This window comes from Methylotuvimicrobium buryatense, from assembly GCF_005931095.1.
Taxonomy (GTDB): domain Bacteria; phylum Pseudomonadota; class Gammaproteobacteria; order Methylococcales; family Methylomonadaceae; genus Methylotuvimicrobium; species Methylotuvimicrobium buryatense.
This window is the reverse complement of the sequence record NZ_CP035467.1, coordinates 3,274,184-3,299,347: the sequence shown is the minus strand read 5'-3', so window position 1 is coordinate 3,299,347 and position 25,164 is coordinate 3,274,184. Positions and strand designations below refer to the sequence as shown.

The window sequence follows — 25,164 nt, the reverse complement described above, 5'->3', positions numbered from 1 at the left end:
CTTATTCTTAGACGGTTTTTCAATCAAAAGGGAGTAATGCCGAAATTTGAAGTGCGATAGGTGTATAGAGGATGAAACTTTCGGGCATGCTGCAGCGCGCGGTGATACGGTGAGCGGTTCCGGCGTGCTGAAAGAAGAGCAACCGCTAGGGCATTAGTTGCGCGGGCTAACCCTCGATCGATTCCGGCCTTTTGCTCTGGAGACGTAGCGGGTGGGCAATGGCTTGGTGGACATGATCGTGACAGGAGTGATGGTTGGTGCGTTGCTGATCGGTGCCTGGCTAGGACTCATGGTAGCCGCCGTGCTTGAACTCGTCGATCATAACGTCATGGTTACGAGTAGCGCCATAGTACTTGCATTTGCTGCTCGGACTTAATCTTCCAATGCGAGACCGTTTTTTAAAAGTGACTTTTTATCCTAGAAAGAGCAGTTGGCATGTGTTGTAGACCGTTCGTGCTGAGCAAAGTCTAAGCATGAAGGGTCTACAACACTTTCACCGGCCTGGTGAAGCCTCAAACTACCGTTCACCCTTCGACATGGCTCTCCTGAGCGTAGCCGAAGGGGCTCTCCTGAGCGTAACCGAAGGGCTCAGGGCGAACGGTAGTTTGAGGCTCTCAACTGCTCTTTTTAGGTTTATTACCCACAGCGCCTCGGCAACACGCTGCCGTCGCAGAAAATCAATTGGAGATTCATAATGACTAAAGCAAATACAGGGTCTCAACCCGTCAAGGGCAAACCGGCAAAGTCCGGGCCGGAAGAAGTAACCGTTTCAATCGGTAGCGGCGGAGAGTGGCACCAGACGGCCACCGGCGATCAACCGGCGTTGACAACCAATCAGGGTTTGCCGATTTCCGACAATCAGAACTCCCTGAGAGCCAATCCGAGCGGTCCGACGTTGCTGGAAGATTTCATCCTACGGGAAAAAATCACCCATTTCGACCATGAGCGAATTCCCGAGCGTATCGTCCATGCCCGCGGTACCGGCGCACACGGCTTTTTCGAACTGACCCAATCCTTGGAGCAATACACGACCGCCAAAGTGCTGACTGAAGTTGGCGAACAAACGCCCCTGTTCACACGCATCTCAACCGTAGCAGGCGGGTCCGGCTCGCGAGATACTCCCCGCGATGTTCGCGGCTTCGCCGTCAAATTTTACACGAAAGAGGGCAATTGGGATTTGGTCGGCAATAATATCCCCGTGTTTTTCATTCAGGATGCCATCAAATTTCCCGACCTCGTTCATGCCGTGAAAATGGAACCCGACCGCGGCTTTCCTCAGGCAGCGACGGCGCATGACACTTTCTGGGACTATATCTCTCTGACACCGGAAGCAATGCATATGGTGATGTGGATCATGTCCGACCGCACCTTGCCTCGCTCGCTACGGATGATCGAGGGTTTTGGCGTACATAGTTTTCGTCTGGTGAATGCCGCGGGCGAATCGACCTTCGTAAAATTCCATTGGCGGCCGAAACTCGGTTTGCAATCGACCCTCTGGGACGAGGCGGTCAAGATTGCCGGCGCCGATCCCGACTTTCATCGCCGTGATTTATTTGAAGCGATCAGTGCCGGGGATTTTCCGGAATGGGAATTGGCGGTGCAGCTATTCTCCCAGGAAGAGGCCGATGCCTTCCCGTTCGATCATCTCGATTCGACCAAATTGATACCGGAAGAATGGGTGCCGTTGCAAGTTATCGGACGCATGGTGCTCAACCGCTGGCCGAACAATTTTTTTGCGGAGACTGAACAGGTGGCATTTTGTCCGTCCCATGTCGTGCCCGGTATCGATTTCTCGAACGATCCGTTATTGCAGGGGCGATTGTTCTCATATCTGGACACACAGTTATCCCGTCTGGGGTCGGCGAATTTTCACCAGATACCGGTCAATGCACCGCAGTGTCCGTTCGCCAATCACCAGCGCGACGGTCATATGCAAATGGCGCAGCCGACCGGACGCGTGTCCTACGAACCGAATACCCTAGCGGCAGATTCTCCGCGCGAACAACCGGAGGCAGGCTTTTACAGCGCGGCGTTGGCCGAGAGTGGCGTAAAGGGGAGGATTCGAGCGGAGAGTTTTGCCGATCATTACAGTCAGGCACGGCAGTTTTATCGCAGTCAATCGGTCTATGAACAGGCGCATATAGCTTCGGCGTTGGTCTTTGAATTATCGAAGGTCGAGCATCCGCATATCCGTGAGGCTATGGTCGGTCACCTACGCCATATCGAAGACGGCCTCGCACAACGGGTTGCCTACTGGCTCGGTATGGTCGAGCTGCCGCAAGCGCCTACTACTGCTGTTGCCGTTCAGGATTTAGACCTATCCCCGGCGCTGCAACTTATCGGCAAGATGAAGAGCACGCTTGAGGGCCGTGAAGTCGGGATATTGATAGCGGACGGGTCGGACGCGGTCACCATCGAAGCGGTCAAAGAGGCGGTCGCTGAAGCCGGCGCAAAAGTGAAGATTATCGCCGCTAAAATTGGCGAAGCGAAGCTCGCCGATGGCTCGCTTTTGAAAGTCGACGGGCAATTAGCCGGAACGCCGTCGGTGATGTTCGACGCGGTCGCCATCATTCTCTCCGACGAAGCCGCCGCTTTATTGGGCAAGGAAGCCGCCGCCATCGATTTCGCGCGCGACGCCTTCGGTCATCTTAAAGCAATTGGCGTGGACAAGGGCGGGGATGCTTTGCTAAAAACAGCGGGGATCGAACCAGACGCCGGTGTGATTGCCATCGATACCCTGGATCGCTTTAGCTTTATTGCCGCTGCCAAGACCCGTCAGTGGGCCCGCGAAACAAAAATCAGAACACTGGCTTGATGAATACACCTGCCACAGGATGTGTCCCACCTTTAACTGCCGTGCGTTAAGTATTAAAAGCATCTGGGTTGTTAAAGGTGGCATTATTGAGATTTATTCATTTGTTCTAATCCAGTTTCCGTTAGGATTGATACCCTCGTAGATCAAAATTCGGCATTGGGGTGCCTGTCAAAGGTCGCCGTTAATACGTCCCGGTAGGCTCTATGCCAGCTCCATGCTGGCAAAGCCTTTGCCAAATACCCCAATGCCTCCTTAGACACTGCCGAAATTTGAAGTGCGAAAGGTATAAATAGAGCCAATGAACTTCAAACTGATAACCATAACCCGTATATTATTAGTCATTTTACTCATCGGGTTCTTTGCCTTTGGAAGTATTCTACTAAGTTTTGGCTATTCCAATACCGTTAGAACAAGGTTTATTGAGACTATCGTTAATACCGAAAAGCTAAAACTTGATATAAAAGGTGAAACTTTTTTGGAAATAGGCTGGCAGCCTGAACTGACGCTTAATAATATTTCCATCAAAAATACGGCTTGGGCGAAGCCTGTAAATGTTGCACAAATCGATCAATTGTCATTAAAAATTTCCATACTAAGGCTATTTGATGGCGATATCTTTATTAATGATTTAAGCATTAGCAAGCCAAAGTTATTTTTATTAAAAAATAAGAAAGGTGATGCTAACTGGAATTTTTCTGACCGGAAAGCGGATTCAAACGTGCTTGAGTTACCGGTTATTTTAGAAAATGTGCATATTATTTCTGGAGGATTTCAATATTATGATGAAATCCGTGACATGAATTTTGAAGGGGAAATAGATGTCTTAAAAGGCTCTGGTGGCTGGCAACTGCCGATTATCCTTGAGAGTAAGGGAAGTTACCAACACAAAACGCTAAATCTGCAAGCTTCTGCTGGTTCATATTCAGAATTGCGCTCAGTAAAGAAACCTTATCCTGTCAAGTTGAATATGGCTTTTGGCAAAACTGAAATAGCAATTCGCGGCACAGTGAGTAATCCCCTGCAGGTACCCGATCTTAAGCTTAACCTTTCAATCAAAGGGCCTGATATTTCTGAATTATTTCCTCTAACCGGTATCCCTTTACCGCCCAGCCCAGCCTATAAAATAGCGGGAAATTTAAGCCGTCATGATACCACTTGGCGTTTTGACCACTTTAAGGGTGAAATTGGCCAAAGTGATTTGCAAGGAACAGTCCTAATCAATCCAAAACTTGAACCTTTGCATTTCGATATGGACTTGTTCGCCAAAACACTTGACCTTGCAGATTTAAGCGGATTTATCGGCGGCGAACCTAACCTTCCAAATCAGATTGATACGGAAGATGATTCTTTGATACCTGATCATCATTTCAACCTAAAACAACTTCGTGCAGCGAATGGTAAGGCTCGACTTCGTGCGACGAATATCATTAACAAGGACGTTCCACTAACAAATTTTGACGGAAAATTATCGCTCAACAACGGAGTATTGAAGTTCGAACCTGTCACCTTCGGAATTGACGAGGGCAGGGTGGACCTTTGGATGTCAGCTTATGGATCTGTTGACCCGGCAGAGGTTGACATTCAAATTCAAGTGATTGATCTGTCTTTGAGCAAGCTTATCAGGAAAGTTAATGACATTGAGAAAACGTTGGGGAACATTAACGGCAAATTGAAAATAAAAGGGTCTGGCAATTCGCTTAAAGATATACTTTCAAGCTCCAATGGAGAAGCTTATTTAGTGCAAGTCGATGGCAAAATTAGCGCGTTGATAGTTGAGTTGATAGGTTTAGATATTTTCCAAGCTCTTGGCTTTTATATCTTGGGAGATATTCAAATTCCTATTTACTGCGCCGTTGTCGATGTCGATATTAAAAATGGAATTGCCCAGGCAAAAACTTTATTGCTCAATACCCAGGATAGTGTGATTCGCGGAAATAGCCATCTGTCATTTAAAAACGAAACTTTTGAGCTTGCTATAACCCCTTACCCTCGTGATTTTAGTCCGCTTACCCTGCGTTCAACCTTAAATTTTTCCGGTACTATTTTAAACCCAAAATTTTCAATTAATCCTTTATCTACTCTTATGATGCTCCCACCAATAGATATTGGCCAGGTTCAAAACATCGATTGCCAGAAAATGATACGTCAAGCAAAGGATTAACCATGGGTGCTCGTTTTAACAACACGTAACCCAGCTTTTGCATTGAAAGCAGCCATTGACGATCTGACCCAATTGGCCACTGTGCGACCATTCGGGTTGTTCGAAATTATTTGTTCACTACAGGCTGGTTTTGGTTGTGAAACTATCCATGAGCTAATCTCCCAACATTCACATGCTAATGCTTAATTGCGATAATTCGTGAAAATAGAAAGTCAATTATAATCAATATGTTAAGATTGAATTTTATATCGCCTATTTATGCAATTAAGCACTAATCTTTAGTTGCAACCTGAATACTTCTGACGCAATTTCTACCATCGTGTTTTGCCATATAAACCCCATCATCCGCAGCCTTTAAAAGAGCATCTGGACCTTCCATTGCCTGATCCCGAACGGCAACGCCGATACTAATGCTACCCTTCCAAACTCCCATTCCAGCTTTGACTCTCATTTCGGCAACCACTTTTCTTACCAATTTTGCTAAATACATCGCCCCATTTAACGGTGTATCCGTACAAATAATGATAAATTCATCACCACCTAACCGACAAACAATGTCGTCGTTTCTAACACTATGATTCAACTCCCGAGCCAAAGCCTGCAACACAATATCGCCGGATTCATGGCCATAATTGTCATTAATCTGTTTAAAACCATCGGCATCGATCATCATGCACGCCAAGGATGAGGTCGGGCTATAGTCCGTATCCCAAAGTTGACGCAATACACCCATGGCATAACGGCGATTGGGTAGTCCTGTCAACGCGTCCGTCATGGCAATTTTTTCCAACTGGACATTGGCATCGGTCAGGGCCTGTGTTCTTTCCTGAACTTTCATTTCTAGCGTTTTGTTCATTTCCAGTAAAGCCTGATTCTGCTCGCTCAACTGTTCGAACAAGCACACCAATGCCGCTAATAAAGGCTCTGTTGATTGTAAACGATTTGTTTCCTCTGCCAGATAAGCGTCATTGGCGGAAGCGCCGGTCTGTATTGCGGCCAATTGCCGCGCCATATCCTGATCCACACCCAGGATATGATAGGCCAGCCAATTCGTCAGAAATTTTAATAATTGCTTGGCACCTACTGCAGCTACAAAACGAAGCTCTGAACTCATCTCAAGCACTTGCTGTATAAATATATCGTGATTTTTTTTATGGAATTGAAAATGTCTGGCATCAATCCCAAACTCCAACATAATCTTTTCCTCATTTTGAAAATGATATTGAGCGTAATCAGCCAGCCGACTCAACAAACTCTCGATATCGTCCAGCTTTAACTTATTTTCTGTTAATAGCTCGCCAAACTCATTTATCATATCCACCAATTTATGATGTTGCTCGTCAACAACTTCTAATCCGGTTAGATACATTTCCCCCCATTGAAATGACTGCATGAAAAATCCCCTTAAATTCTGTGCGCTAGCCAACCTGATCGATAAGGCATGTCGACGTAATAATTCCAATGATTGCTTAGGCGTAGTTTTTTGATTTTACAATCGGTTTTGTTGTGCTTATCCGGCTTTTTCATCTCAGAATATACCTTTGCATTTCAAATTTCGGCAGAGCCTTAGGAGGTGACGGGGTGCCCGTCAAAGGATACCGCGAAAGAGAAAATGCCTGCCAGGCCAAAGTAAAAGATGTTCACTGGATCCTCCGTAACCGGATGGACGTACTTTCATGGCGCCAGCTTTGCCATGACGCACAGGCCCAGGATGAGCAGAGGGACGAACACCGCAAGAAAAACAGCGAGACGCATCCCCAGCAAATCCGGCAGTAAGATGCCGCCGCGGTTGCCGATTTTCTCGATCGTCGAAGCGAGGTAGCCCGATGTTTCAGCATAGAAATAACTGCCCGCCATCAGGCCGAGGATACCTGCGATCGCGTCGTAGTTGCCCTGACCCAGCGCAACGATGCTGGTCCCCGGGCAGTAGCCGAGCACGCCGAGCCCGACACCGAAGAGCAGTCCTCCTGCAATGTTGGCGGCGTAGCGCGTAGGCTTTACATGCAATTTGACCAGGCCAAGGGCGCGCAGGGAAAAAATGCCGAGCATGCCGACGATGATTGCCGAGAGCATGACCTTGATGACAGTGAAATCCGTGAGGAAGAACTGGCCCATCAGCACCTCGTATTTTGCCACGCCTCCTTTCTGCAGCAGGAAGCCGAACACGACGCCGAATAGAAGACCGAGCACGAGTTGACGTGCTGAATCCGGTTTGCTGGGGTCGTCCGTGCCATTTTTTTCGTGTGCCTTCGCCGGGATCACAAGCGCCGGTGAGGCATTCTCGGGCAGGGGGTTTAGAGGCGTATTCATCGGACTATTCAGAGGCGATACAGCAGATGGGCGGTCGAGACGGCCGCGACGAAGAAGCAGACAAGCGCGATCCACGAACTCACCGATAGCTGTAGTGCGCCGCTAATGCCGTGGCCGCTGGTGCAGCCGCCCCCGAGCCGGGCTCCGTATGCCATGATCGCGCCGCCCACAAACGCCATTCCGAGACGCAGCGAGATATAAGGACCGAAACGGTGTTCCCACAAGGCGGGCACCCATGCGGTAGTCATATCGCTACTGGTGGCTGCCGCGATGAAGGCGCCGAGGAGCATACCGAGCACCAGCATCACCCCCCATTCGATCTTCGGCTTCGTGTCCTGATAAAACCTTAGGTTTTCGGTATGCTCCCTGTAAAACAGGTTTCCGAGCAGTCCTGCCAGCCGGGCGTAAGCGGTCGACACGCTCAACGGCTTGTTGGAAAAATAGAAGGTCGCCATTGACAGAAGACCGATCAGCATGCCGACGAGGTAGGGAGACCATGTACCCGATACATGTTGCATGATCACTTTACCTCCTTCGTTTCGTCGGGTTTTTCGAGCGGGATACTCAGATTTTCCCACGTGTATACCCTTTGCTGGTCAAATTTCGGCGCCGGAGTGTCCGTCAAAGGACGCCGTGAATACGTCCATGTAGGCACTGTGACAGCATCCCTGCTGTCAAAGCCTTTGCCGAAATTTGAAGTGCGATGGGTATATATTCCGCCAAGCATGTTGTGGATGTGTGTAAAGCCATTGCGATTGAGGATGTTCGCGGATACGCTCGAGCGGTGCCCATGTTGCATAGCACGACGATTTCGCAGTCCGTGGGAAAGCGGGAGGTTCCCCCTTAGATGGCCGACATAGTAGTGTACTACGCTCGGGATATGTGTCTTCAAACGCTGAAAAAACATGTAGCCTCCAAAGTTAACTTGTCGTGTGGTATGCACCGTTGTCGTATTCGCCATTTATCGCTATGGGAAGAGAAAATGATAGCCCCTCAGCTAAATTGTTAACAATAGTAGAGCAAAACATCGGTGCGTCACCATACATTGCCACGACTTTTCGCTCGGTGCTAGAGAAATACCGTAAACCCCAGAAATTCCCAGTTTGAGTAGTTTCGCCGATTATAGGGTGTGGGGTATGCCTGTCAAGAAACGCCGTAAACCCATGGTTGCCGTCATAAACTCACTTGGGTTAGTGGTTTGGAGAATCCCAATTCACTGCAAGAACTTACTGCTGGGAACCTTATCGGGAATTTCGTTCGCGATCGGTGCGTTGCCGTACACTGACGAAGAAATAGGCATGCGACTTCTGAAGTGAAGCGATTATACGAGTCGTTCTGTTGAGGCACTTTATTCTGTCTCAATTAGGGTTGTTTTATTAGCTTTTGAGTAGTATTCTCCAAGGGTCTAAATACTATTGAGATACACAAGGGAAGTACTGATGCAAAGCTACGAAACCGACGTAATAGCCTAGGCAAATGAACAAGCCGCGTTTATTCGTTCTGGCCGTTTTGACTTGCTCGACCTTGAACATATTGCGGATGAGATTGAAGACGTGGGCAAAAGTGAGCAACGTGAATTTGAAAATAGAATGGCTGTGTTGCTTGCACACTTAATTAAATGGCGGTATCAGCCCAACCCTCGAGGTAAAAGCTGGGAACGAACGATCAAAGACCAGCGCAATATGATTTTGCGCAGGCTCAATAAAACCCATAGTTTAAAACCCGAACTTGAAAACGCTGAGTTTTGGGCGGAGTCATGGGCCGATGCGGCGCGCATTGCAGAGAACGAAACCGGGATATTGAACGTGTTTCCTGAATCATGCCCGTGGGATTTCGATCAGGTCATGAACTCTGAGTTCTGGCCGGAATAAATGGCATTATAAGGTTGCGTGCGGGTTTCCAGCGCAGATCAGGATTACTCTTTGCAAGAGCAAGGCTTAAAACCCAGTAATTTTTAGTATGAAAAAATTCGCCGTATTTAGGCAGCAATTCCCAGTTTGAGCAGTTTCGCCGATTTTAGGGTGTGGGGTATGCCTGTCGAGGGATTATGACGTCATGGCAACGAGTAGCGCCATACTACTTGCATTTGCTACTCGTACTTATGCAACTTTTAGGCGTGATACACCGTAAGAGCCGCTATCCACAATTTTCCGCGACCGTTCGGCGTTTTCAGGCCACGCCCTCTGGGCAGCGAGATACGGAGAAGTTATGCTCGAGAGCTAGTGAACCGTCAACGAAGGGGCGAAGTAAGCACCGACATGTTGGTCGGAAACATCCTTTGAGAGTTAACCTCACCGGCCACTATACTCCTGGCGGCTGGCGTCGGCTTTATCCTTGGCGAACTTACCCAGCGCCAAACTACCAAATGTAGTACTGTTGCCGGTAATCAACGTATGACTGAGACGTCACCCTTGAGGATTGCGCTGAACCTCACGACCTCAATCCAAACCTTATACACGCCTTGCCTTTAGCTTGGATGGTGAGGTTTTTCCATCAAAAGGTTCAGGATGGCGAGTAATTTGGTTTTAAGATTTCAGGGCCACAAAAATGAATGTGCTCAAGTGTAGTATGTATAAAGGCCCCATTGGCTGTAATTGTCACCTCATGCATCAAAAACAAGACGGCGACTTGGCTTCCCCTCTTTTTCAAAGAGGGGAACTAAATACTTACGAATCGATTCAATTTCTTAATCTTGTTTCCAATGCAAAATAATACCCCTTATATTCTTTTTCTGACCTTTGTATTGTTAGTAACGGTGTCATTTTTCTTATTGATTAAAGATTTCTTATTGGCCTGTTTTTGGGCCATCATTCTGGCAGTAGTATTTGATCCTGTTTATCAGCGGATTAGACAATATTTTAAAAATTCGGAAATACTGCCGTTACTTTTAACTATGATAATGATTATTCTGGTTTTTGTTATTCCTTTGCTGACCATCACTTTGATGATTACCGAGGAAAGTACAATCCTTTATCAAAAAATTCAAGGCGGGGAAATTAATCCCCAAATATTTTTTCAAGAAACTCTTGCGTTTCTGTTGCCAATATTCAATAAGTTTTCATATATGGAAGCATTAAGCGTTGACGAGATAAGCGCCTCCGCAGGGAATGCCGTTGCACAAGCAATAAAATATATCGCACAACAAGTCCCAGGATTGACCCAGAATCTGTTAGCTCTAATCGTTCAATTTTCTTTGACCTTCTACATTTTGTTTTTTCTATTGAGGGATGGTCATCATATAATTAGAAAACTCATCTCACTAATCCCTATAGGTGACGGAATTGAAAAAGAATTATTTGAGCGTTTTACCAGTGTAGCTAGGGCGACTGTTAAAGGCGGTTTAATCGTCGCTGTTATTCAAGGCAGTATCGGAGGATTGTTATTTGGGTTTGTAGGTATTCCCGCTGCATTTTTATGGGGGATGTTGATGATAGTTTTATCTTTATTACCGATAGGTAGCACGCTAATTTGGGCACCCGCCGCGATAATTTTATTTTTACAAGGTCAAACGCTAAATGCAATTATCGTTTTGGGTGTCGGTATTTTAGTCATCGGTTTGATAGATAATTTTCTTCGGCCACGGCTGATAGGTAAAGACAGTAAGATGTCGGATTATCTGGTACTGGTATCCACTTTGGGTGGATTAGCCTGGTTTTCCTTAACAGGGTTTGTACTTGGTCCCATTATTGCCGCTTTATTTATTACCTGTTGGGACATCATGGGACTAGAAATCCAGACAAGTAAACGAAAAATAACTTAGAACGTTGTCAATCTCCAAAGTTAAGTTCAAAGTACTCCTTTTTGGGCGAAATCAAACCCTTCAACGATCTTTTTCATCATCTTTTGCATTGCCAACAACTCCCGCTGTTGCAACAAAACGCAGAGCATCCTCAATAGACATATCTATTTCTGTTACATTTTCTCGAGATATGATAATTGTGGTGCCGCCACCTATCGAATAACTTAATGGTAAATATACGGCAATCTGGTCATCGGGAATAAAAGGATGTAAAACATCTTCAAAATCTGTAAGAGTAATAAACCCTATTCGTTGAACAGTGTCGTGAGGTACTTTAACCAAAACTACCTGTTTAAATTGCCCTTTGCTCCCGCTAGAAAAAAGAGAACTGATATCGCGTATTGATTTATAAATGCTTTTAACAATAGGAATTTGGACAATAAGTTCTTCCAAATTATTGAATAGTCTTAGGAAAGTTCGAGACTCCAGGAAGGCTCCGAAAAAAAACACGAGAGGAAGACCTAATACAAGCCCCAAGCCTCTTATATACCAGCTGTCCGGGAGGAAAAATTTGAATATATGTTCCAGCCACAATTCTACAGTGCCGGCAAACCAGAAAAGCAAATAAAGAGTGAGGGTAAGGGGAATAACAGCGATTAGCCCTTTGAAAAAAATTTTACTGATCGGCTTCATATTAACTGTCCAATTAACGGAATTTATACCCTAAAAATGAGCGTTGCCAATTCTTTTACGCTGTGGTTTTTAAGTCTCAGTTTCTCAATAAAAGCAAGTAGCCACACCGCCTTTAGTCTGTTTTTTGGCGCGAAGTCATTCTTCTATTTAATTTGGCGAAATTGTTGACCATTCTGCCATCGCTTCGTCACCTGGTCGATCTACTTTAACCATACCTTTTTCAGTTGAGGTTACCCAACTTACCGGAATGTAATGATGATTACCGGTTTTATCTTTCTTCAGCTTAATCGTATCCTGTCCCTCCATATGGTCGACTGTGGCAAACTGACCGTCTTGGGAGCAGACAACGGGCATATCAGGTTTAATTTGGTCGGTATTTATCATAGCTTTTCTCCGGTTGGAATAGTCTGAAAGTCTGAACGAGAACAATTAATAATTCTACAGTCGGTAGCTCAGGTAAGGTTTGAGAAGCATTACCTGTTTTTAAATATATACACAAGAATGGCATCGGTCTGTACGGCTTCGCACATAGCAAATCACCCAGGTTATTCGTCAGCGGAACGGGGCAAATTTGTCGAAGCGGCTACCCGGCCGCGAACGGTGCGGGTAGATAAGCGCTTCCGGTTCCGCTTATCGCTCCGCGGGGTCGACGCTCCCATGACTTGTCAGCCGTTAGACTTTCCTTTGTCGATGGCTTCGTCAGCTTCTTGTTCATCGCTAGCGTTCGGCTTGAGTTCCTCGTTTGCCACGGAAGCCCCGGGATCGTAGTCGAGAACCACGAACAAGGGAAAGTGGTCGGATCCGATGTCGGGAAGCCTACGCAGCTCGACCAGAAGGAAATGCCGGGATGCGAAGACGTGATCCAGCGGAAAGCGCAGGAGGCGGCTTTTGGTGTCAAAGGTGTTGATTAACCCCCGGCCCACCCGTGGGTCGAGCAATCCACCGATCCGCTGAAAAAGATGCGTGGTGTGCGACCATGCTACGTCGTTGAGATCACCGGCGACGATGACTGGAACGTCCCCAAGTTCCTTTACCTCTTTGGCAACCAGCATCAACTCGGCATCGCGCATATCTGAGTCTTCGCGTTCGCCGTCTTCGTTTTCTTTTTCGTCTTCTTCCTCGACGCCGCCGTCTTCCCCATCGTCGGCACGTTTGGGGCCGGGAGGGCGAGGATGCACACCATAGAAGGTCACGACTGCTCCAGACCGGAGCCGCACCTTGGTGCGAATCGACGGAATTTCCGGCTCAATTAAAAACCGAATCTCTGGATTTTCCAGCTCCAGTCTGGAATAAAGCAGCTTTCCGTAATGATTCTTCTGCGGTTGGAATAGCGTGTAAGGATAGTCGTCTTCCAGGCCGGCGAGCTGTTCAAGCCACCACTGAGTCGGTTCGCTTAGCAGGATGATGTCGGGATCGTTATCGCGAATGAGGTCGCGCAGCGCTGCCACTTCCCGATTATCGGAGAGCACGTTGAAGATCAAAAGCGATATGCGGTTGGAGTCGTCTACGGCGTGGCTGTCCGACATTTCTTTGGAATAAATCGCCGTATAGGGAGCGATGGAATAGAGTTGCCAGACGAGTCCCAATCCGACCATCGCAGCAAGCGCGTATTCCCATGGCCGCAATGGCCCATAAAGATGCAGCACCGCATAGCCTACCAGCGTCAGCCCTATCAGGGCGGCAATCTGTACGCGCGGAAAATCAAAGACACGTATCCACCAGGCGTCGCTACGAAGTAAAGGGACTGCGGTAGCGAAGATCAACACCAACGAAAGCAAACCAACTGCGAGGCGGCAGAGGAAATAGAGAGCTTTCCATTCAGGTATTATTGGCATGATGCAAAATTGCTCCTTTATTTTTTAGTGTGACCCCTGCGTGTTGAGGATGATTATACTTTTCGCACTTCAAATTTCGGCAGTGCTAGAGTAGGCGCCGGGGTTCTCGGCAAAGGCTTTGCCAGCATGGATCTGGCGTAGAGCCTGGACGTATTCACGGCGTCCTTTGGCGGACACCCAGGCGCCGAATTTTGATCTACGACGGGTATAATATTTGGAGTAGAACATTCCTCGCGGATTATCCCTGTCCAATCGGAGTCATTGTCACCGGTCGTTAGCACTGATCCGGTCTACCAATAGGGGTGGAAAGTCCTTTATACATTTGCGATAGCCTCCCTGTAAGTGCGTTACCGAACAGACTGTAATTATTTTGCCCTATATATTTTGCAGCCATATTATCCAGGCCCTGGGCATTTAGCCTGCTTGATTTGGTGAATGAAGGATGTTTATTTATACCTATCGCACTTCAAATTTCGGCATTAGCGTATGGAGGCGCCGGGGTGTCCGTGGCAGTATAGATGCTGTCATAGAGCCTACATGGACGTATTCACGGCGTCCTGTGACGGGCACCCCGATGCCGAATTTTGATTTACGATGGGTATAAAAAGGCCAACAAATGAAACACATGGAAAAGCGATTACCCGAAAATTACAGCGCCGATGTGCATGGCAAGCCGTTGCACCGAAACGTTTCCTCGGCCTCGGCCGATGCCGGGCGGTAATGCATCATGCTTATGAACATAACTAATTTTTTCAAGGGGCTTTCATTAAAACAGGCTTCTTCAGCTGTAATCAAAGGTATGCGTTGCGGATACGTACTACTGTCTCCATCGCTGGCCGCCTGGTTGGCCCATCGCACTGCCAGTAAGGGGGCTGCCGTGGCTTTTTACACCCTGTTCTCGATGACCCCCATCTTGGTGTTGACCATTGCAGTGGCAGGCTATTTCTTTGGTGCAGAGGCGGCGCAAGGAGAAATTATTACGCAGATGCAAGCGTTGGTAGGACCCAATGGCGCCCAAGCTATCAGTGCTGTGCTGGCCGCCGCGCACTACTCCGAGTCTGGGGTTATCGCTTCGGTCGTTGCTACGCTCCTGCTGCTGCTGGGGGCTACCAGCGTATTCGTTGAATTAAAGGATAGCCTTGATGAAATGTGGGGCACCGATAAACCTCAAGCCTCTTCTATCAGCGTACTATTCAAAACCCGGGTTGTGTGCTTTGGCCTGGTTCTGGTTTTAGCGTTTTTATTGTTGGTTTCGCTGGTCATCAGCACCGCTCTGGCGGTATTTAAACAGTATGTCTTCGGTGGGCTCTGGAGTTTGGCTGCTCTGGTGCTGTCTCCATTGGCATGGTTGATTTCCTTTGGGGTCATTGCCAGCTTGTTTGCGGTGATTTATAAAATGCTGCCGGATGCACCGCTGGCTTGGCAGGATGCCTGGTTCGGTGCGCTGTTTACGGCCTTTTTGTTCAGTCTTGGTAAATACGTCATTGGGGTTTACCTGGGTAACAGCGGCGTAACCTCAGGTTTTGGCGCAGCAGGATCAGTAATCGCCCTGTTACTCTGGGTCTATTATTCCGCGCAGATCTTCTTTTTTGGGGCCGAGTTTACCCGCCAGTTTGCTTTGCGGTTTGGTAGCCTGCGCCAGCGCGATCAACTTAGAACCATATCTGAAAATCATGGCAATGGAGATAGAACCATCGCTGAAAATTATGGAAATGGAGCGAGTAAAAGGTATATAAATATTCAGTCTCCCTCTTTGAAAAAGAGGGATTAGGGAGATTATTTCAGCAATTCCCAGTTTGAGCAGTTTCGCCGATTTTAGGGTGTGGGTTATGCCTGTCGAGGAACGCCGTAAACCCATCCATGGGGGCTTGGCGGCAGCTAAGAGCCAAGGATGGTGTGAATGCAGATTTTGCAGGAGCAAAAATCTGCCCTGCCGCCGACACCTGTCAATCGAGCCACCAACCCCCCTTCCAAAACAGTTGTCTAAGTTATTTCATGCTCGTTCCTAAGGCTCTGGACCAGAGTCATCAATGTTTCTTGAAGCCGGTCGGCTACGCGCAGGCGGTCGGTTAGGTTAACGATTTGGCTTGCGTCTTCACCAACCAGCTGAGCATGTCGGACTAAGGCGTTGCGGTCACTGTCTCGGCGCACATCGGACGCAATGTCGCCGATGGTTTTAAGAAGGTGCAGCATCACGTCCGGATTGCGGGCGCCATAGAGACGAATCTGGTCAAAAGCGGTATCGGTCAGCTCCTCGAAATCGAGCGTGCAAGCAATCACGCGTAAGCGGCCGTGTTCATCCTGACGTAGCGCCATGGGGAGTTCGCGTCTTGCCACGCCGCATAGCGATGCGCCTATCCAATCAATACAGGCCAAGGCGGTGAAAGGTTCGTTGATGCCCGTCGACAGCGCATGAACACCGATTTCCACCATCTGCTGCATCATATACTTTGCGTCTTGATGAGGCGTGCAGTGGACTCCGAGACTAAAGCAGTCTCGTAATTGAAGCTCGATATCTGGATTCATATGCGCACGCGGCAGCACATGCAGCAACGTCGAGGTCGTTGTCACGAAACCGCCGGGGCGCCTTGCCAATTGCAGCATCAAGTCGTGTTGCGTCGCTAACTTTATTAACTGTTCATCGTCCACGACCTGCACATAGCCAGTTGCCGCGGATAGCACAATATCCGCGGCTTGCCATTGACTGTCATCGGGCAATTGCTCTGAGCAGGTATTGTCGCTGGGTCGGCCGATGCCTTCGGGGAATAAAACCGGCAGCGATTCCAGGAATTGTTCTCCCACATTGGCGATCAGATTCTCGGCTTGAATGTTTTGCGAAATGTGATGAATGAAATAGATCAGCACGGCCATCGAAACCAGCGCCAACAGCATGCCGATATTCACTGAAATATACGGCACGAAGCTATTTTCGATAGAACGCACGGTTCGCAACACCATCAGACAATAGATAAAGGTGGCGATAAACGTACCGAGTGTAAATTGAACCCCGCGATCGGCGGTAAAATTCCTGAGTACGCGCGGCCCATAATGCGATGACGTTTGCGCCAGAGTGGTCACCGTTAACGAGAACACGATTGAAACCACCGTCATGATTGAGCCGGCAATAACCGACAGCACGCTACGCGCGCCTTCAGGTCCTCCCAACCATACCCAGCTTGTATTGCGTAGCCACGCATCACCTACGGCAGAGTCAATAGCAATGGTAGCCAAAGCCGCGCCTGCGGCAAGCAACGCCATCAGTGCGGGTAGAAACCAAAAAGTATCGACTACCGCGTCACGGATGTTGATTAATTGCAGCTTCATGGTTGCTCCTGATTAGCGAGATGTTTCAGCTTGCTAATCAGATAAAATAATGAATTTAGATCCCATTCAGGCTACTCGAAATTATTAGGCCTGGAAAATTAAAAATAAAAGCCTGTTTTAAGACGCCAGGTAAATATGCTAATCCCGCGATTTACCGAACTTGACCTTCCCGTTTGGTTTCAGTTATCAGGTTTTGGTATTCATGTTGTTCCAACTTGCCATCCTCACCTGCGTCGACTTTGTCGAATACTTGCAATAGATAAGGATAATTTTTCAATTCATCTTTAGTTATGTAGTTATCGCCATTGACATCAGCCTCAGCAAATGTGGGCAATGCCCCTGCACCGTCTTTAGAGTTAGCAACGGGTTTACTTTTTCTATCAATTTGTGAGTTTTGCGCGCCGGAAGTGTTTTCAGCCTTTGCAGTTTGGGTAGCAGCGACTAGGCTGATACTCATGGCAATTGCCGTCCAGATAGGGAGACTGAAGAAATTAAACCATTGTCGAACTGTTGCCTTCGATGGGGCGGCATTTATAGCATTAGACATTTCGTTGATGTTTTTATCGGTTTTCATAATAGGTTCCTTTATTTACTAAGTGCGATCAGCTTTATATTGACTCGATACGGCTAAAGCATAAATCTATATATGAGTCCATCAAGTCAATTTAATCATAAACTTAGTGCGTGATTTAAGTCGGTGCGATATCGTACATAAAGTCTTCTATTCAACTCAGTTTTTTTCTAGCCGGAGTTTAAGCGCGTATTTTTCCCGGTCGATTTCTCCTCGGGTACGGATACCAAACCGTCGTAAGAGGGGTAAGGGGGGGCACCATCCTTGCAAGCCTGCAAGCCATGCTGCAATAGAAAAGGCAAAACAATGCCGGGCAGAAATAACCATTTCGGATTTTTGGTTAAACCAAGAATCAGACCGGTTAGGGATAAAGTAGAGGCATTGACTTCAAGCACTCGCTCTACATCCCATTCCTTATCCAGCATTTGAATACGCTCAAGAATTTCCGCCTTGCTTTTGCTCTTATATTCTTGAATATTTAAATCTGTTTGAAGATCTATTTCTTCGTTGACATGGGAAGCGGTGGAGCTACGAACGCGATCCAGGCTTGATCTTGTTGAATCTTCAGCATTAAATATAGACATAAGTGACTCCAATAAAAAACTTCAAAAACTTACCTGATTAGCAAGATGCTTCAGCTTGCTGAAGCCAATTGTCCGAGCAGTGGCCAGTCGTAACCACTTCTGCGGGACGGGTTATTTAACCCGTCCCCAACGTTTCGGTTTGCCCTAAACATTTCGGCTAACTTCGGCCAAAGTCAAAACGTTTAGGACGGGGTTGCAAACCCCGTCCTGCTAGGGATATGCTGGTTTTTGGGCTTTAGCTGAAGAAACTTGCTAATCAGGATAAATAAAGCCAGCGCGAATCAATTTGAGTTCACGCTGGCTTCTTTATTTAACAACTGCGTACTAAGGGCTGGAAAATCTAATCGGCTTCCACGCCTATAAGCCGATCCAAAGTTCGAATATGCTCTTGTTGAGCAGGTAGTAGCTTCGTTTCAATCAAAGAGCGAATTTCTGAAGGCAGCTCAGTTTCTTGCAACGCCTCCTCATAAGCTTCTGCGCCACTTTTTTCTCCGCTTTGTAAAGACTTTAGCGCCGTTTCTTTACCCAGCAGATTAGCGCCTCCCTGGACTATTTGCGCCCAAGTTCCCCAGGCTCCTGAATCTTCACAGGGAGTTCCTCCCAGTCGAATGATGAGTGACTGTAAACTGGAAGCTGACGCTTTATGATCCTCATAAATGGTCCTTAGATGCTCCGATTCGCTAAGGACGACATCTTCATGAAGTTTGTCCAGCGCCTGTTGATAAGTTTCTGTTGCAGACAATTCATCTTTCAGAAATTTGTTGAGTGTTTCTATGTTATGCATGATAAAACTCCTAGGTGATTATTTCTTGATTACGTGCAATAGCAGCAGCAAGCTTAAACTGACGCTTCCCCAGTCGAGGAAATATCTTCTGCATGAGCCTGCTCGAAGATCTTTTTCGCTTTATCAACTTCTTCGCTGCTTGTCGTATGGACTGAAATCAAGGCACTACCTCCCTTGATTTTTCCTTCATAGCGTTTGGCCTCATACTCCGGGATACCCAGTCCGATTAAAGCCCCCGTCAAACTTCCAGCGGCAGCGCCAACTGCGGCTCCGCTCAAGGCGCCCATAAGGGGTCCTGCGGCGATAAAGGGGCCCACGCCTGGAATAGCCAAAGCGCCAATTCCGGCTAATAAACCGAGCGCACCGCCGGTGCCAAAGCCCACTGTTCCTCCAATAGCAGCCCCTTCCGGCGCTTTGGTGTTCTTTTCATGTGCAAAATCCTGGGTGGTGGACTTGTCGGGAAACAAAACTGATATGTCGCTGTGGGAAAAACCCGCGGCATTCAGGTCATTAACTATGCTTTCTGCATGATCGATATTTTGGGCGATACAAAAAACTGCTTTACTCATGTCGTTCTCCTGGGCCTTTACGGCGCTTTAATTTCTAGTTGATTATCTACCTGCACTACGCCGGGTGTTTGTGTGGCGATTTGTTGCAGTCTATTTTTTTCGGCTCCACTTTCAACCAGCCCGCGCAAAGTCACGACTCCATGACGAGTAATGATTTTTGAATTCTTTGCATTGAATGAAAGCGATTCATCCCTAACGACGGCTTGACGGATGGTAGCCGTGATGTCGATATCACTTTTGGATTCCTTTTGATCTTCCGGGGTTAACTTAGCATCATCCCTGTCGCGAACATTGCGCTCGGTATTTTCCAGGTACGAACTGGGGCCGTCAGCCAAATAGATGGCGGTATTCTGTTCAGCTTGTACGGTACCGGTTATCAGTATTAGGCTACCGGTTAAACTGAAAAGTACTAACTGTAATCGTGTAGACATTGTAATTTCCTCGCTTTTGAGCGTTTCTTTTTAAGGCTAATTGGTAATTGGTCAACATAATATTTATATATACCCTTTGCTGGTCAAATTTCGGCGCCGGGGTGTCCGTCAAAGGACGCCGTGAATACGTCCATGTAGGCTCTGTGACAGCATCCCTGCTGTCAAAGCCTTTGCCGAACACCCCGGCGCCTCCATGCGTCAATGCCGAAATTTGAAGTGCGATGGGTATATAAAAGGTGTCGGGCATTAATTTCTAAGGACGCGTGAATAAGTCCTTGTAAGACCTGACTGCAACAGACAGCCTTATAAATCGATACCCGACAACCTACCCAGCCACATATGCTGAACAGTCACGATAATTGAATGGTATCCCTGCCAGTTTTATTTTTTAATTGCTCACCTTTTGAGTCAGCGGTTTTTGCTGTGCAAACTTGAGTGGATTGATGAATTTAGGAACCTGCATAAAATAACTTCCACAAGTGCGAGGATGAATTCGCACCTACATATCCCTGATTTATTCCATGCGCGTTACTTACCCGTCTTATTTCGATGCTGCTTTCTCCGTTCCATCACGACGTCTGTCTCACGAGACGACTATTATAGGAATAGAGCAATCAAAATGATGATGGGTATGGGAATACCGAGAAAGTACAAAAGTATTGAACGCATTGCTTGTCTCCTTCTTTAACGGTTAAAGAGTTGTAGTGGCTAGTACATGTCGCGTTGCTGACCACCGAATATTGCAGCGTAGCTGGCAGCAAACGCACCGATGAGTAGCGATATGAAGAACCACAGCGCCATATAGGCAGAAGTCTTGCGCATTTTGTCAGCCGCTTCTTTCGCAGCAATTTCCGCATCATGTAGCATTGTCTGTGCGCGAGCATAGGTATCCCTCACCAGTTTTTCAGCGTCCTGTTGACTCGTGCCGGTACGCAACGCGACAACCTGTCCGACATACTGCACATCCTCTGCAGGCAGAGGGCCCGTGTGAATACTATTCATGAAGATGCGGATTATTTCGGAAGCGGACCCGACAGACCTTGCCTTCTGTGCTGAATCGCTTTCGGCAGAAGTATAGGAGTATGGAGTTGTGCCGATCTCCCTTCGGAACAGCGAATCCACGAAGTAACCCATCGATTCGCTTTCGCTGTCGGATTTCGCAGCCTCGGCTCCGACTCCAGTGGCTACTCCACCAGCTACAGAGGCAGCTACAGCGGTCCCAGCCTGAACTCCACCGCTAACGATGAATCCAGACGCCCCAGTGAGTAGCGCAGCAGTTAACAGCGCGGCAACGGCCCAGGCCAGAAAGCCGTGCGCGGTGTCACGGAGGTAGACCTCGTCCGTATGTACTGCAATCCACCTTGTTCTCAGCCTGCCGGCTAGGTACCCCCCCATCCCCGAAGCAGCGAGTTGCGTGAAGGTCAACCACAGAATGGACGATACTCCGAAAGTTGTTGCGCTGACGCCGCTGTACGCCCATGGCGATACCGAGGACAGACCTAAACCCGTCCCCAACATCAAAAGGATTAACGCCAGAGCAGCGGCTGCCGTAGCGCCTGCCAAGATAGCGCTCCACGATACTGCGCTAGCTGAAGTTTGTAAGGACAAGGCGTATTCGTCAGCAGTTGAGTTATTAGGCAGGGGCATAATGAGTCTCCATTGAGTTATGTGAGAGAAATTATTGTACGAATCGGCACCATAGTCTGTACGCTATCACACATTCGGCTGAAGCAATTTGCCGCTTCAGAAGTTCAGCGACATTCATACCCCACACCCTAAAATCGGCGAAACTGCTCAAACTGGGAATTGCTGGGTTATTTAACCCTTCGGTTTGCCCTAAACATTTCGGCTTACTTCGGCCAAAGTCAAAACGTTTAGGACGTGGTTGTAAACCCCGTCCTGCTAGGGATATGCTAGTTTTTGGGCTTTAGCTGAAGAAACTTGCTAATCAGGTTAAGTTAAGCAGTCACAGAAATAATTAATGCTCGTATTCAGGCTCTAATGTGCCTCAAAAGCTTGCCATCCATGGCACTGGATTCCGCCAGTCCATGGCTGAATGACGGGTTACCCTTAACTTATACTCATCGGAGATCAAAATTTGGCGCCGGGGTGCCCGTCAAAGGACGCCGTGAATACGTCCCTGTAGGCTCTATGCCAGCTCCATGCTGGCAAAGCCTTTGCCGAGCACCCCGGCGCCTCCTTAGGCACTGCCGAAATTTGAAGTGCGAAAGGTATAATGGCAGTGAGGGTTGACTCGGGTACTCCGAGTTTTTGAGGTACGTTACGAGGCAAGACTCGCCTTAGGGGGCGCCCAGCTCCTTGCCGGCTGGTAGCAGGTATGCGGGTTTCAACGCGGCTCAAGTGTATCCAGCCGTCAGTTCCGATGATGATCTTGGTTCTTAAGATGGGGCAACTTTGAGTCTTAACTTCAATCCGTCCCGTCTCTTAAGTGGGCGCACCCATTTTTAGCGGTTGTTCAATCGTCCTAGGGTGCTGTCTAATGATCGCTTCAATTTCTTGAGAGCACCGTCGACAGCCTGCTCCAGAGTCGCAGCCTGGTCGCTCACTGAAATCGGCTGGAGACCTGCGAGACGAGCTTCCAGCAGGCAGCGGTTATCTCCAGTGCCGGATTTCTTGTCACTGTTCTCGTCGCTCAGGTGGATTTCTATCCGTGTTATTTGTTCACTGAAGCGATCAAGGGTGTCTCTGGCCAGGGCTTCAATTTGTTGAGTCAACGCATCATTGCCCTCGATGTTGCTATCCGTGTTGATCTGAATATGCATGTGTTTGCCTACTTATATATTTATGAGTTGTTAGGGGGAGGAGATACGAGACGGCTAAAGCTTTAGATAGTGAACAACCATGAAGAACATGAATTACTTGAGTCTTTTCTTCGTTGCCTTCATGGTGAAGAATGCTTTTTATCTGTATCTGCGCATTATTTCTCAGTCTCATACGCGTAAGAACGCTTCTTTTTGGTATTCTGCCCATTCCTTCACCTGATTAGCAAGATGCTTCAGCTTGCTGAAGCTAATTGTCCGAGCAGAGGCCAGTCGTAGCCACTTCTGCGGGACGGGTTATTTAACCCGTCCCCAACGTTTCGGTTTGCCCTAAATATTTCGGCTAACTTCGGCCAAAGTCAAAACGTTTAGGACGGGGTTGCAAACCCCGTCCTGCTAGGGATATGCTGGTTTTTGGCCTTTAGCTGAAGAAACTTGCTAATCAGGTTCCTTCAATGTTTATCAAAACTTCAGTCAGAATAACGGTAGATCACAGCTATTCCAGTCTCCGTCGGCATCCGTTCGCTGGGGACCACGACCACTTGTCCGCCCATCTTCAGGACCAATTCTCCTAGATCATCGAGCAGGTCATTAACCTGGGGATGTTCCAAGTCGTCAAATGCGATTTCGCCGGTCGTTGCATTGATCCGGCCTGGAATTTCACGGCTGGCTTCGATCAGCAGCGTGGCGACCCGCCCTTCTACAACAGACTTGGCGACCTGGGTCAGGTCGTCGTCACCGAGTCCCTTGGATCTAGCGTTGCCGAAATCCTCGACCAGTGCGGTCAGGCGCGTTAGATAGCGAGGCTCGATAAGCTGCCAAGCGCGCTGGCGCAGTTCATCGGTCGACGACAGGGCATCCGGGTGGATATCGATGCTTTCCGGTATCAGAAACGAATTGTGGCTGACGTCGTGAAAAATATGATGATGCTCCGGCAGCGCCGCCAGTATCAGCGGCAGGCCCGATGGCTGAGAGTGGTGCTCCAAGACCGCCCGGTCGACGGCGCGGAAGAAGCGTTCCGCGTCGCTGTCCACCTCAGACTCTTTCCCTCCGTGAGTGTGATGCATGGGCGAGTGCCCGCCACCGACACCTCCGTATGAGGCGACGGTCTGGTGTGGCTCGGTCAATTCTTCTCCCAGCGCCTCGGTTAACGTCCGCGGGACACCCAGTGCCGGCTCGATCTCGTCCAAAGCATCACGGTTTCCCTCGAAGAGCTTGATCTTGTGGCGATTCACAGCAAGAATCTGATAACGATCGGCTGACTGAAGAATCCGCACCAGAGGTTTGGTGTGGAAGCTATCCGCCACAACAGCCAATTCGGCTACCGGCCGCTGGAGCTTGTAGACTCGGAATATGCCTTTCGCGCCCAGCACAGCCAATCCGTCATGGGTGCAGTTCCAGAAGTTGCGGTCGTCAGCCAGTGCCAGGAAGGGTTCCAGCAATGGCTGGATTTCGTCGCTCGGGAATTGTTGCAGGAGCGACTCTTCCAGTGCCTTCACGAGGTTCTTGAACCGGATCGGATCTTGCTGATTGTCCGGATGGTTCCGATGAGTCGGTTGGTAAAGCGAAAGGCAAGGAGGATTACAATTCTCCATGAGTCCCGCTGTAAAGTCTTTGTCAAGTGAGTTCACTTTTTCTCCTCTCTTTCGTTATCCACTCTATGTACTCCTGTTTTACTGAAAAATCGTACAACTGTTACTTTGAAAGTTCGTAGATTGGGACTCTTTATCTAATTTTTCGATATGAAAAACAATGTCGGTTCCGACCCTAAGCACCCCAGCGCTTTCATTTGCCGGGGTGATGATAGCTTCTTCATGATCGTTACTCTGAAAGTCATGTTGGGAGATGCCCAAAATACTTTCATTTGCAGCGGCGATACCGCATCTTCATAATCGTTAAGATGAGTCAAAGATGCTGGGCGAATGCGGATTTTGCATGGAGCAAAAATCCGTCCCGCTACCGACCTCCTCGCCAAACATACCCCGCACCTTGTTGTTTATTAGACGATTTTTTCGCTCAAATCAGGAGTCGCACGGTGTAAAGATACGATTAACGGTTGGGCGTTCTATCTCGTTGAAATACATGTTCGGTGACTTATGCACGCGCAAACTTTAAAAAACTCTAACATTAAAACTGAAGACATTCAGTTCGTTAGCGTACATAAGGAAATGAGTCGGCATGCGGGAATGAAGAGTTTTCCCTAGCAGGACGGGGTTTGCAACCCCGTCCTAAACGTTTTGACTTTGGCCGAAGTTAGCCGAAATGTTTAGGGCAAACCGAAACATTGGGGACGGGTTAAATAACCCGTCCCGCAGAAGTCTTTTCAATTACCGACGCAAACAAAATTTTTTCAAGGGGATGCCAAATTCTAAAGTGTTTTAAATACAGGGGCTGAACGAAATAGAAGAACTTGAGTTACTGTTTATTTAGATTGGGCAGGACAATCGGAGTCGATGAATCGAATGCGCGATACGGGTTTAATAAATATTTTATTCGGAAAGGACGCTATGTGCGGTAACGCACTGACGATAACCGAATGTTGCGATTAAGCTACTTAACAAGGTTTAT

21 protein-coding genes and 1 pseudogene are annotated in these 25,164 nt (G+C 48.0%); 7 read left to right on the top strand and 15 right to left on the bottom strand.

All coding sequences use genetic code 11. The features are described 5' to 3' along the window. Nucleotides 1-694: 694 nt before the first annotated feature. Nucleotides 695-2,815, top strand: a complete 2,121-nt coding sequence (locus tag EQU24_RS14745) for a catalase (RefSeq protein ID WP_017838766.1) — start codon at nt 695-697, stop codon at nt 2,813-2,815. 298 nt (nt 2,816-3,113) lie between these two features. Then, nucleotides 3,114-4,976: an AsmA family protein gene (locus tag EQU24_RS14740; RefSeq protein WP_017838767.1), complete on the top strand. Its 1,863-nt coding sequence runs from the start codon at nt 3,114-3,116 to the stop codon at nt 4,974-4,976. Nucleotides 4,977-5,247: 271 nt separating this feature from the next. On the opposite strand, the gene EQU24_RS14735 is transcribed toward EQU24_RS14740, so the two are convergent. From EQU24_RS14735 to EQU24_RS14725, 3 genes are all read right to left on the bottom strand, one after another. Beyond that, a complete protein-coding gene (locus tag EQU24_RS14735; protein WP_017838768.1) occupies nt 5,248-6,369 on the bottom strand; it encodes a GGDEF domain-containing protein in 1,122 nt (373 codons plus the stop codon). A gap of 281 nt (nt 6,370-6,650) precedes the next feature. Beyond that, nucleotides 6,651-7,286: a YeeE/YedE thiosulfate transporter family protein gene (locus EQU24_RS14730; protein WP_083877577.1), complete on the bottom strand. Its 636-nt coding sequence runs from the start codon at nt 7,284-7,286 to the stop codon at nt 6,651-6,653. An 8-nt stretch (nt 7,287-7,294) separates the two neighbouring features. After that, on the bottom strand, nt 7,295-7,804 hold the full coding sequence (locus EQU24_RS14725; protein WP_040575258.1) for a YeeE/YedE thiosulfate transporter family protein: 510 nt from the start codon (nt 7,802-7,804) through the stop codon (nt 7,295-7,297). A gap of 969 nt (nt 7,805-8,773) precedes the next feature. Between EQU24_RS14725 and EQU24_RS14715 the strand changes: the two are divergent. After that, nucleotides 8,774-9,157: pseudogene (locus EQU24_RS14715) on the top strand (DUF29 domain-containing protein); the annotation flags it as partial. 830 nt (nt 9,158-9,987) lie between these two features. After that, nucleotides 9,988-11,046: an AI-2E family transporter gene (locus tag EQU24_RS14710; RefSeq protein WP_017838773.1), complete on the top strand. Its 1,059-nt coding sequence runs from the start codon at nt 9,988-9,990 to the stop codon at nt 11,044-11,046. A gap of 60 nt (nt 11,047-11,106) precedes the next feature. On the opposite strand, the gene EQU24_RS14705 is transcribed toward EQU24_RS14710, so the two are convergent. From EQU24_RS14705 to EQU24_RS14695, 3 genes are all read right to left on the bottom strand, one after another. Beyond that, nucleotides 11,107-11,718: a DUF502 domain-containing protein gene (locus EQU24_RS14705; protein WP_017838774.1), complete on the bottom strand. Its 612-nt coding sequence runs from the start codon at nt 11,716-11,718 to the stop codon at nt 11,107-11,109. 147 nt (nt 11,719-11,865) lie between these two features. Then, on the bottom strand, nt 11,866-12,102 hold the full coding sequence (locus EQU24_RS14700; RefSeq protein ID WP_017838775.1) for a DUF2171 domain-containing protein: 237 nt from the start codon (nt 12,100-12,102) through the stop codon (nt 11,866-11,868). A 281-nt stretch (nt 12,103-12,383) separates the two neighbouring features. Beyond that, nucleotides 12,384-13,553, bottom strand: coding sequence for an endonuclease/exonuclease/phosphatase family protein (locus EQU24_RS14695; RefSeq protein ID WP_083877578.1), 1,170 nt, complete (start codon nt 13,551-13,553; stop codon nt 12,384-12,386). A gap of 733 nt (nt 13,554-14,286) precedes the next feature. Between EQU24_RS14695 and EQU24_RS14690 the strand changes: the two genes are divergently transcribed. After that, a complete protein-coding gene (locus tag EQU24_RS14690) occupies nt 14,287-15,324 on the top strand; it encodes a YihY/virulence factor BrkB family protein (protein WP_235726361.1) in 1,038 nt (345 codons plus the stop codon). 212 nt (nt 15,325-15,536) lie between these two features. On the opposite strand, the gene EQU24_RS14685 is transcribed toward EQU24_RS14690, so the two are convergent. The 7 genes from EQU24_RS14685 to EQU24_RS23045 all read right to left on the bottom strand — a co-directional run bounded on the left by EQU24_RS14685 (nt 15,537) and on the right by EQU24_RS23045 (nt 20,818). Continuing rightward, the gene (locus tag EQU24_RS14685) at nt 15,537-16,877 is read right to left on the bottom strand and encodes a DUF2254 domain-containing protein (RefSeq protein ID WP_017838779.1); all 1,341 of its coding nucleotides are present in this window, start codon (nt 16,875-16,877) and stop codon (nt 15,537-15,539) included. A gap of 151 nt (nt 16,878-17,028) precedes the next feature. Further along, nucleotides 17,029-17,451, bottom strand: a complete 423-nt coding sequence (locus EQU24_RS14680) for an EF-hand domain-containing protein (protein ID WP_017838780.1) — start codon at nt 17,449-17,451, stop codon at nt 17,029-17,031. A 167-nt stretch (nt 17,452-17,618) separates the two neighbouring features. Beyond that, nucleotides 17,619-18,032, bottom strand: coding sequence for a hypothetical protein (locus EQU24_RS14675; RefSeq protein ID WP_235726362.1), 414 nt, complete (start codon nt 18,030-18,032; stop codon nt 17,619-17,621). Between the two features lie 340 nt (nt 18,033-18,372). After that, complete coding sequence (locus EQU24_RS14670; RefSeq protein WP_017838781.1) at nt 18,373-18,816, bottom strand: DUF2383 domain-containing protein; 444 nt, start codon at nt 18,814-18,816, stop codon at nt 18,373-18,375. A gap of 53 nt (nt 18,817-18,869) precedes the next feature. Further along, nucleotides 18,870-19,385 (bottom strand): hypothetical protein, encoded by a 516-nt coding sequence (locus EQU24_RS14665; RefSeq protein WP_017838782.1) that lies wholly within the window; start codon nt 19,383-19,385, stop codon nt 18,870-18,872. Between the two features lie 17 nt (nt 19,386-19,402). Then, on the bottom strand, nt 19,403-19,816 hold the full coding sequence (locus EQU24_RS14660) for a BON domain-containing protein (RefSeq protein WP_017838783.1): 414 nt from the start codon (nt 19,814-19,816) through the stop codon (nt 19,403-19,405). A 708-nt stretch (nt 19,817-20,524) separates the two neighbouring features. Then, on the bottom strand, nt 20,525-20,818 hold the full coding sequence (locus tag EQU24_RS23045) for a hypothetical protein (RefSeq protein ID WP_244310889.1): 294 nt from the start codon (nt 20,816-20,818) through the stop codon (nt 20,525-20,527). 430 nt (nt 20,819-21,248) lie between these two features. Here EQU24_RS23045 and EQU24_RS23040 point away from each other — a divergent pair, with 430 nt between their 5' ends. Beyond that, nucleotides 21,249-21,479, top strand: a complete 231-nt coding sequence (locus EQU24_RS23040; protein WP_244310888.1) for a hypothetical protein — start codon at nt 21,249-21,251, stop codon at nt 21,477-21,479. 802 nt (nt 21,480-22,281) lie between these two features. On the opposite strand, the gene EQU24_RS14640 is transcribed toward EQU24_RS23040, so the two are convergent. Next, nucleotides 22,282-22,599, bottom strand: coding sequence for an HPF/RaiA family ribosome-associated protein (locus EQU24_RS14640; RefSeq protein WP_014149000.1), 318 nt, complete (start codon nt 22,597-22,599; stop codon nt 22,282-22,284). Nucleotides 22,600-23,066: 467 nt separating this feature from the next. Further along, nucleotides 23,067-24,227: a baeRF3 domain-containing protein gene (locus EQU24_RS14635; protein ID WP_017838785.1), complete on the bottom strand. Its 1,161-nt coding sequence runs from the start codon at nt 24,225-24,227 to the stop codon at nt 23,067-23,069. Between the two features lie 111 nt (nt 24,228-24,338). Between EQU24_RS14635 and EQU24_RS22460 the strand changes: the two genes are divergently transcribed. Continuing rightward, a complete protein-coding gene (locus EQU24_RS22460) occupies nt 24,339-24,488 on the top strand; it encodes a hypothetical protein (protein WP_175421689.1) in 150 nt (49 codons plus the stop codon). The last annotated feature ends 676 nt before the right edge of the window (nt 24,489-25,164 follow it).

What these genes read in the sequence shown, in the direction of transcription:
- EQU24_RS14710 (WP_017838773.1), top strand. Translation starts at nt 9,988, where the DNA reads ATGCAAAATAATACCCCTTATATTCTTTTTCTGACCTTTGTATTGTTA.
- EQU24_RS14730 (WP_083877577.1), bottom strand. Translation starts at nt 7,286, where the DNA reads ATGAATACGCCTCTAAACCCCCTGCCCGAGAATGCCTCACCGGCGCTT.
- EQU24_RS14695 (WP_083877578.1), bottom strand. Translation starts at nt 13,553, where the DNA reads ATGCCAATAATACCTGAATGGAAAGCTCTCTATTTCCTCTGCCGCCTC.
- EQU24_RS14680 (WP_017838780.1), bottom strand. Translation starts at nt 17,451, where the DNA reads ATGAAAACCGATAAAAACATCAACGAAATGTCTAATGCTATAAATGCC.
- EQU24_RS14690 (WP_235726361.1), top strand. Translation starts at nt 14,287, where the DNA reads ATGAACATAACTAATTTTTTCAAGGGGCTTTCATTAAAACAGGCTTCT.
- EQU24_RS14660 (WP_017838783.1), bottom strand. Translation starts at nt 19,816, where the DNA reads ATGTCTACACGATTACAGTTAGTACTTTTCAGTTTAACCGGTAGCCTA.
- EQU24_RS22460 (WP_175421689.1), top strand. Translation starts at nt 24,339, where the DNA reads ATGAAAAACAATGTCGGTTCCGACCCTAAGCACCCCAGCGCTTTCATT.
- EQU24_RS23040 (WP_244310888.1), top strand. Translation starts at nt 21,249, where the DNA reads ATGGACGATACTCCGAAAGTTGTTGCGCTGACGCCGCTGTACGCCCAT.
- EQU24_RS14640 (WP_014149000.1), bottom strand. Translation starts at nt 22,599, where the DNA reads ATGCATATTCAGATCAACACGGATAGCAACATCGAGGGCAATGATGCG.
- EQU24_RS14675 (WP_235726362.1), bottom strand. Translation starts at nt 18,032, where the DNA reads ATGTCTATATTTAATGCTGAAGATTCAACAAGATCAAGCCTGGATCGC.
- EQU24_RS14665 (WP_017838782.1), bottom strand. Translation starts at nt 19,385, where the DNA reads ATGAGTAAAGCAGTTTTTTGTATCGCCCAAAATATCGATCATGCAGAA.
- EQU24_RS14705 (WP_017838774.1), bottom strand. Translation starts at nt 11,718, where the DNA reads ATGAAGCCGATCAGTAAAATTTTTTTCAAAGGGCTAATCGCTGTTATT.
- EQU24_RS14735 (WP_017838768.1), bottom strand. Translation starts at nt 6,369, where the DNA reads ATGCAGTCATTTCAATGGGGGGAAATGTATCTAACCGGATTAGAAGTT.
- EQU24_RS23045 (WP_244310889.1), bottom strand. Translation starts at nt 20,818, where the DNA reads ATGAATAGTATTCACACGGGCCCTCTGCCTGCAGAGGATGTGCAGTAT.
- EQU24_RS14745 (WP_017838766.1), top strand. Translation starts at nt 695, where the DNA reads ATGACTAAAGCAAATACAGGGTCTCAACCCGTCAAGGGCAAACCGGCA.
- EQU24_RS14700 (WP_017838775.1), bottom strand. Translation starts at nt 12,102, where the DNA reads ATGATAAATACCGACCAAATTAAACCTGATATGCCCGTTGTCTGCTCC.
- EQU24_RS14725 (WP_040575258.1), bottom strand. Translation starts at nt 7,804, where the DNA reads ATGCAACATGTATCGGGTACATGGTCTCCCTACCTCGTCGGCATGCTG.
- EQU24_RS14740 (WP_017838767.1), top strand. Translation starts at nt 3,114, where the DNA reads ATGAACTTCAAACTGATAACCATAACCCGTATATTATTAGTCATTTTA.
- EQU24_RS14670 (WP_017838781.1), bottom strand. Translation starts at nt 18,816, where the DNA reads ATGCATAACATAGAAACACTCAACAAATTTCTGAAAGATGAATTGTCT.
- EQU24_RS14685 (WP_017838779.1), bottom strand. Translation starts at nt 16,877, where the DNA reads ATGAAGCTGCAATTAATCAACATCCGTGACGCGGTAGTCGATACTTTT.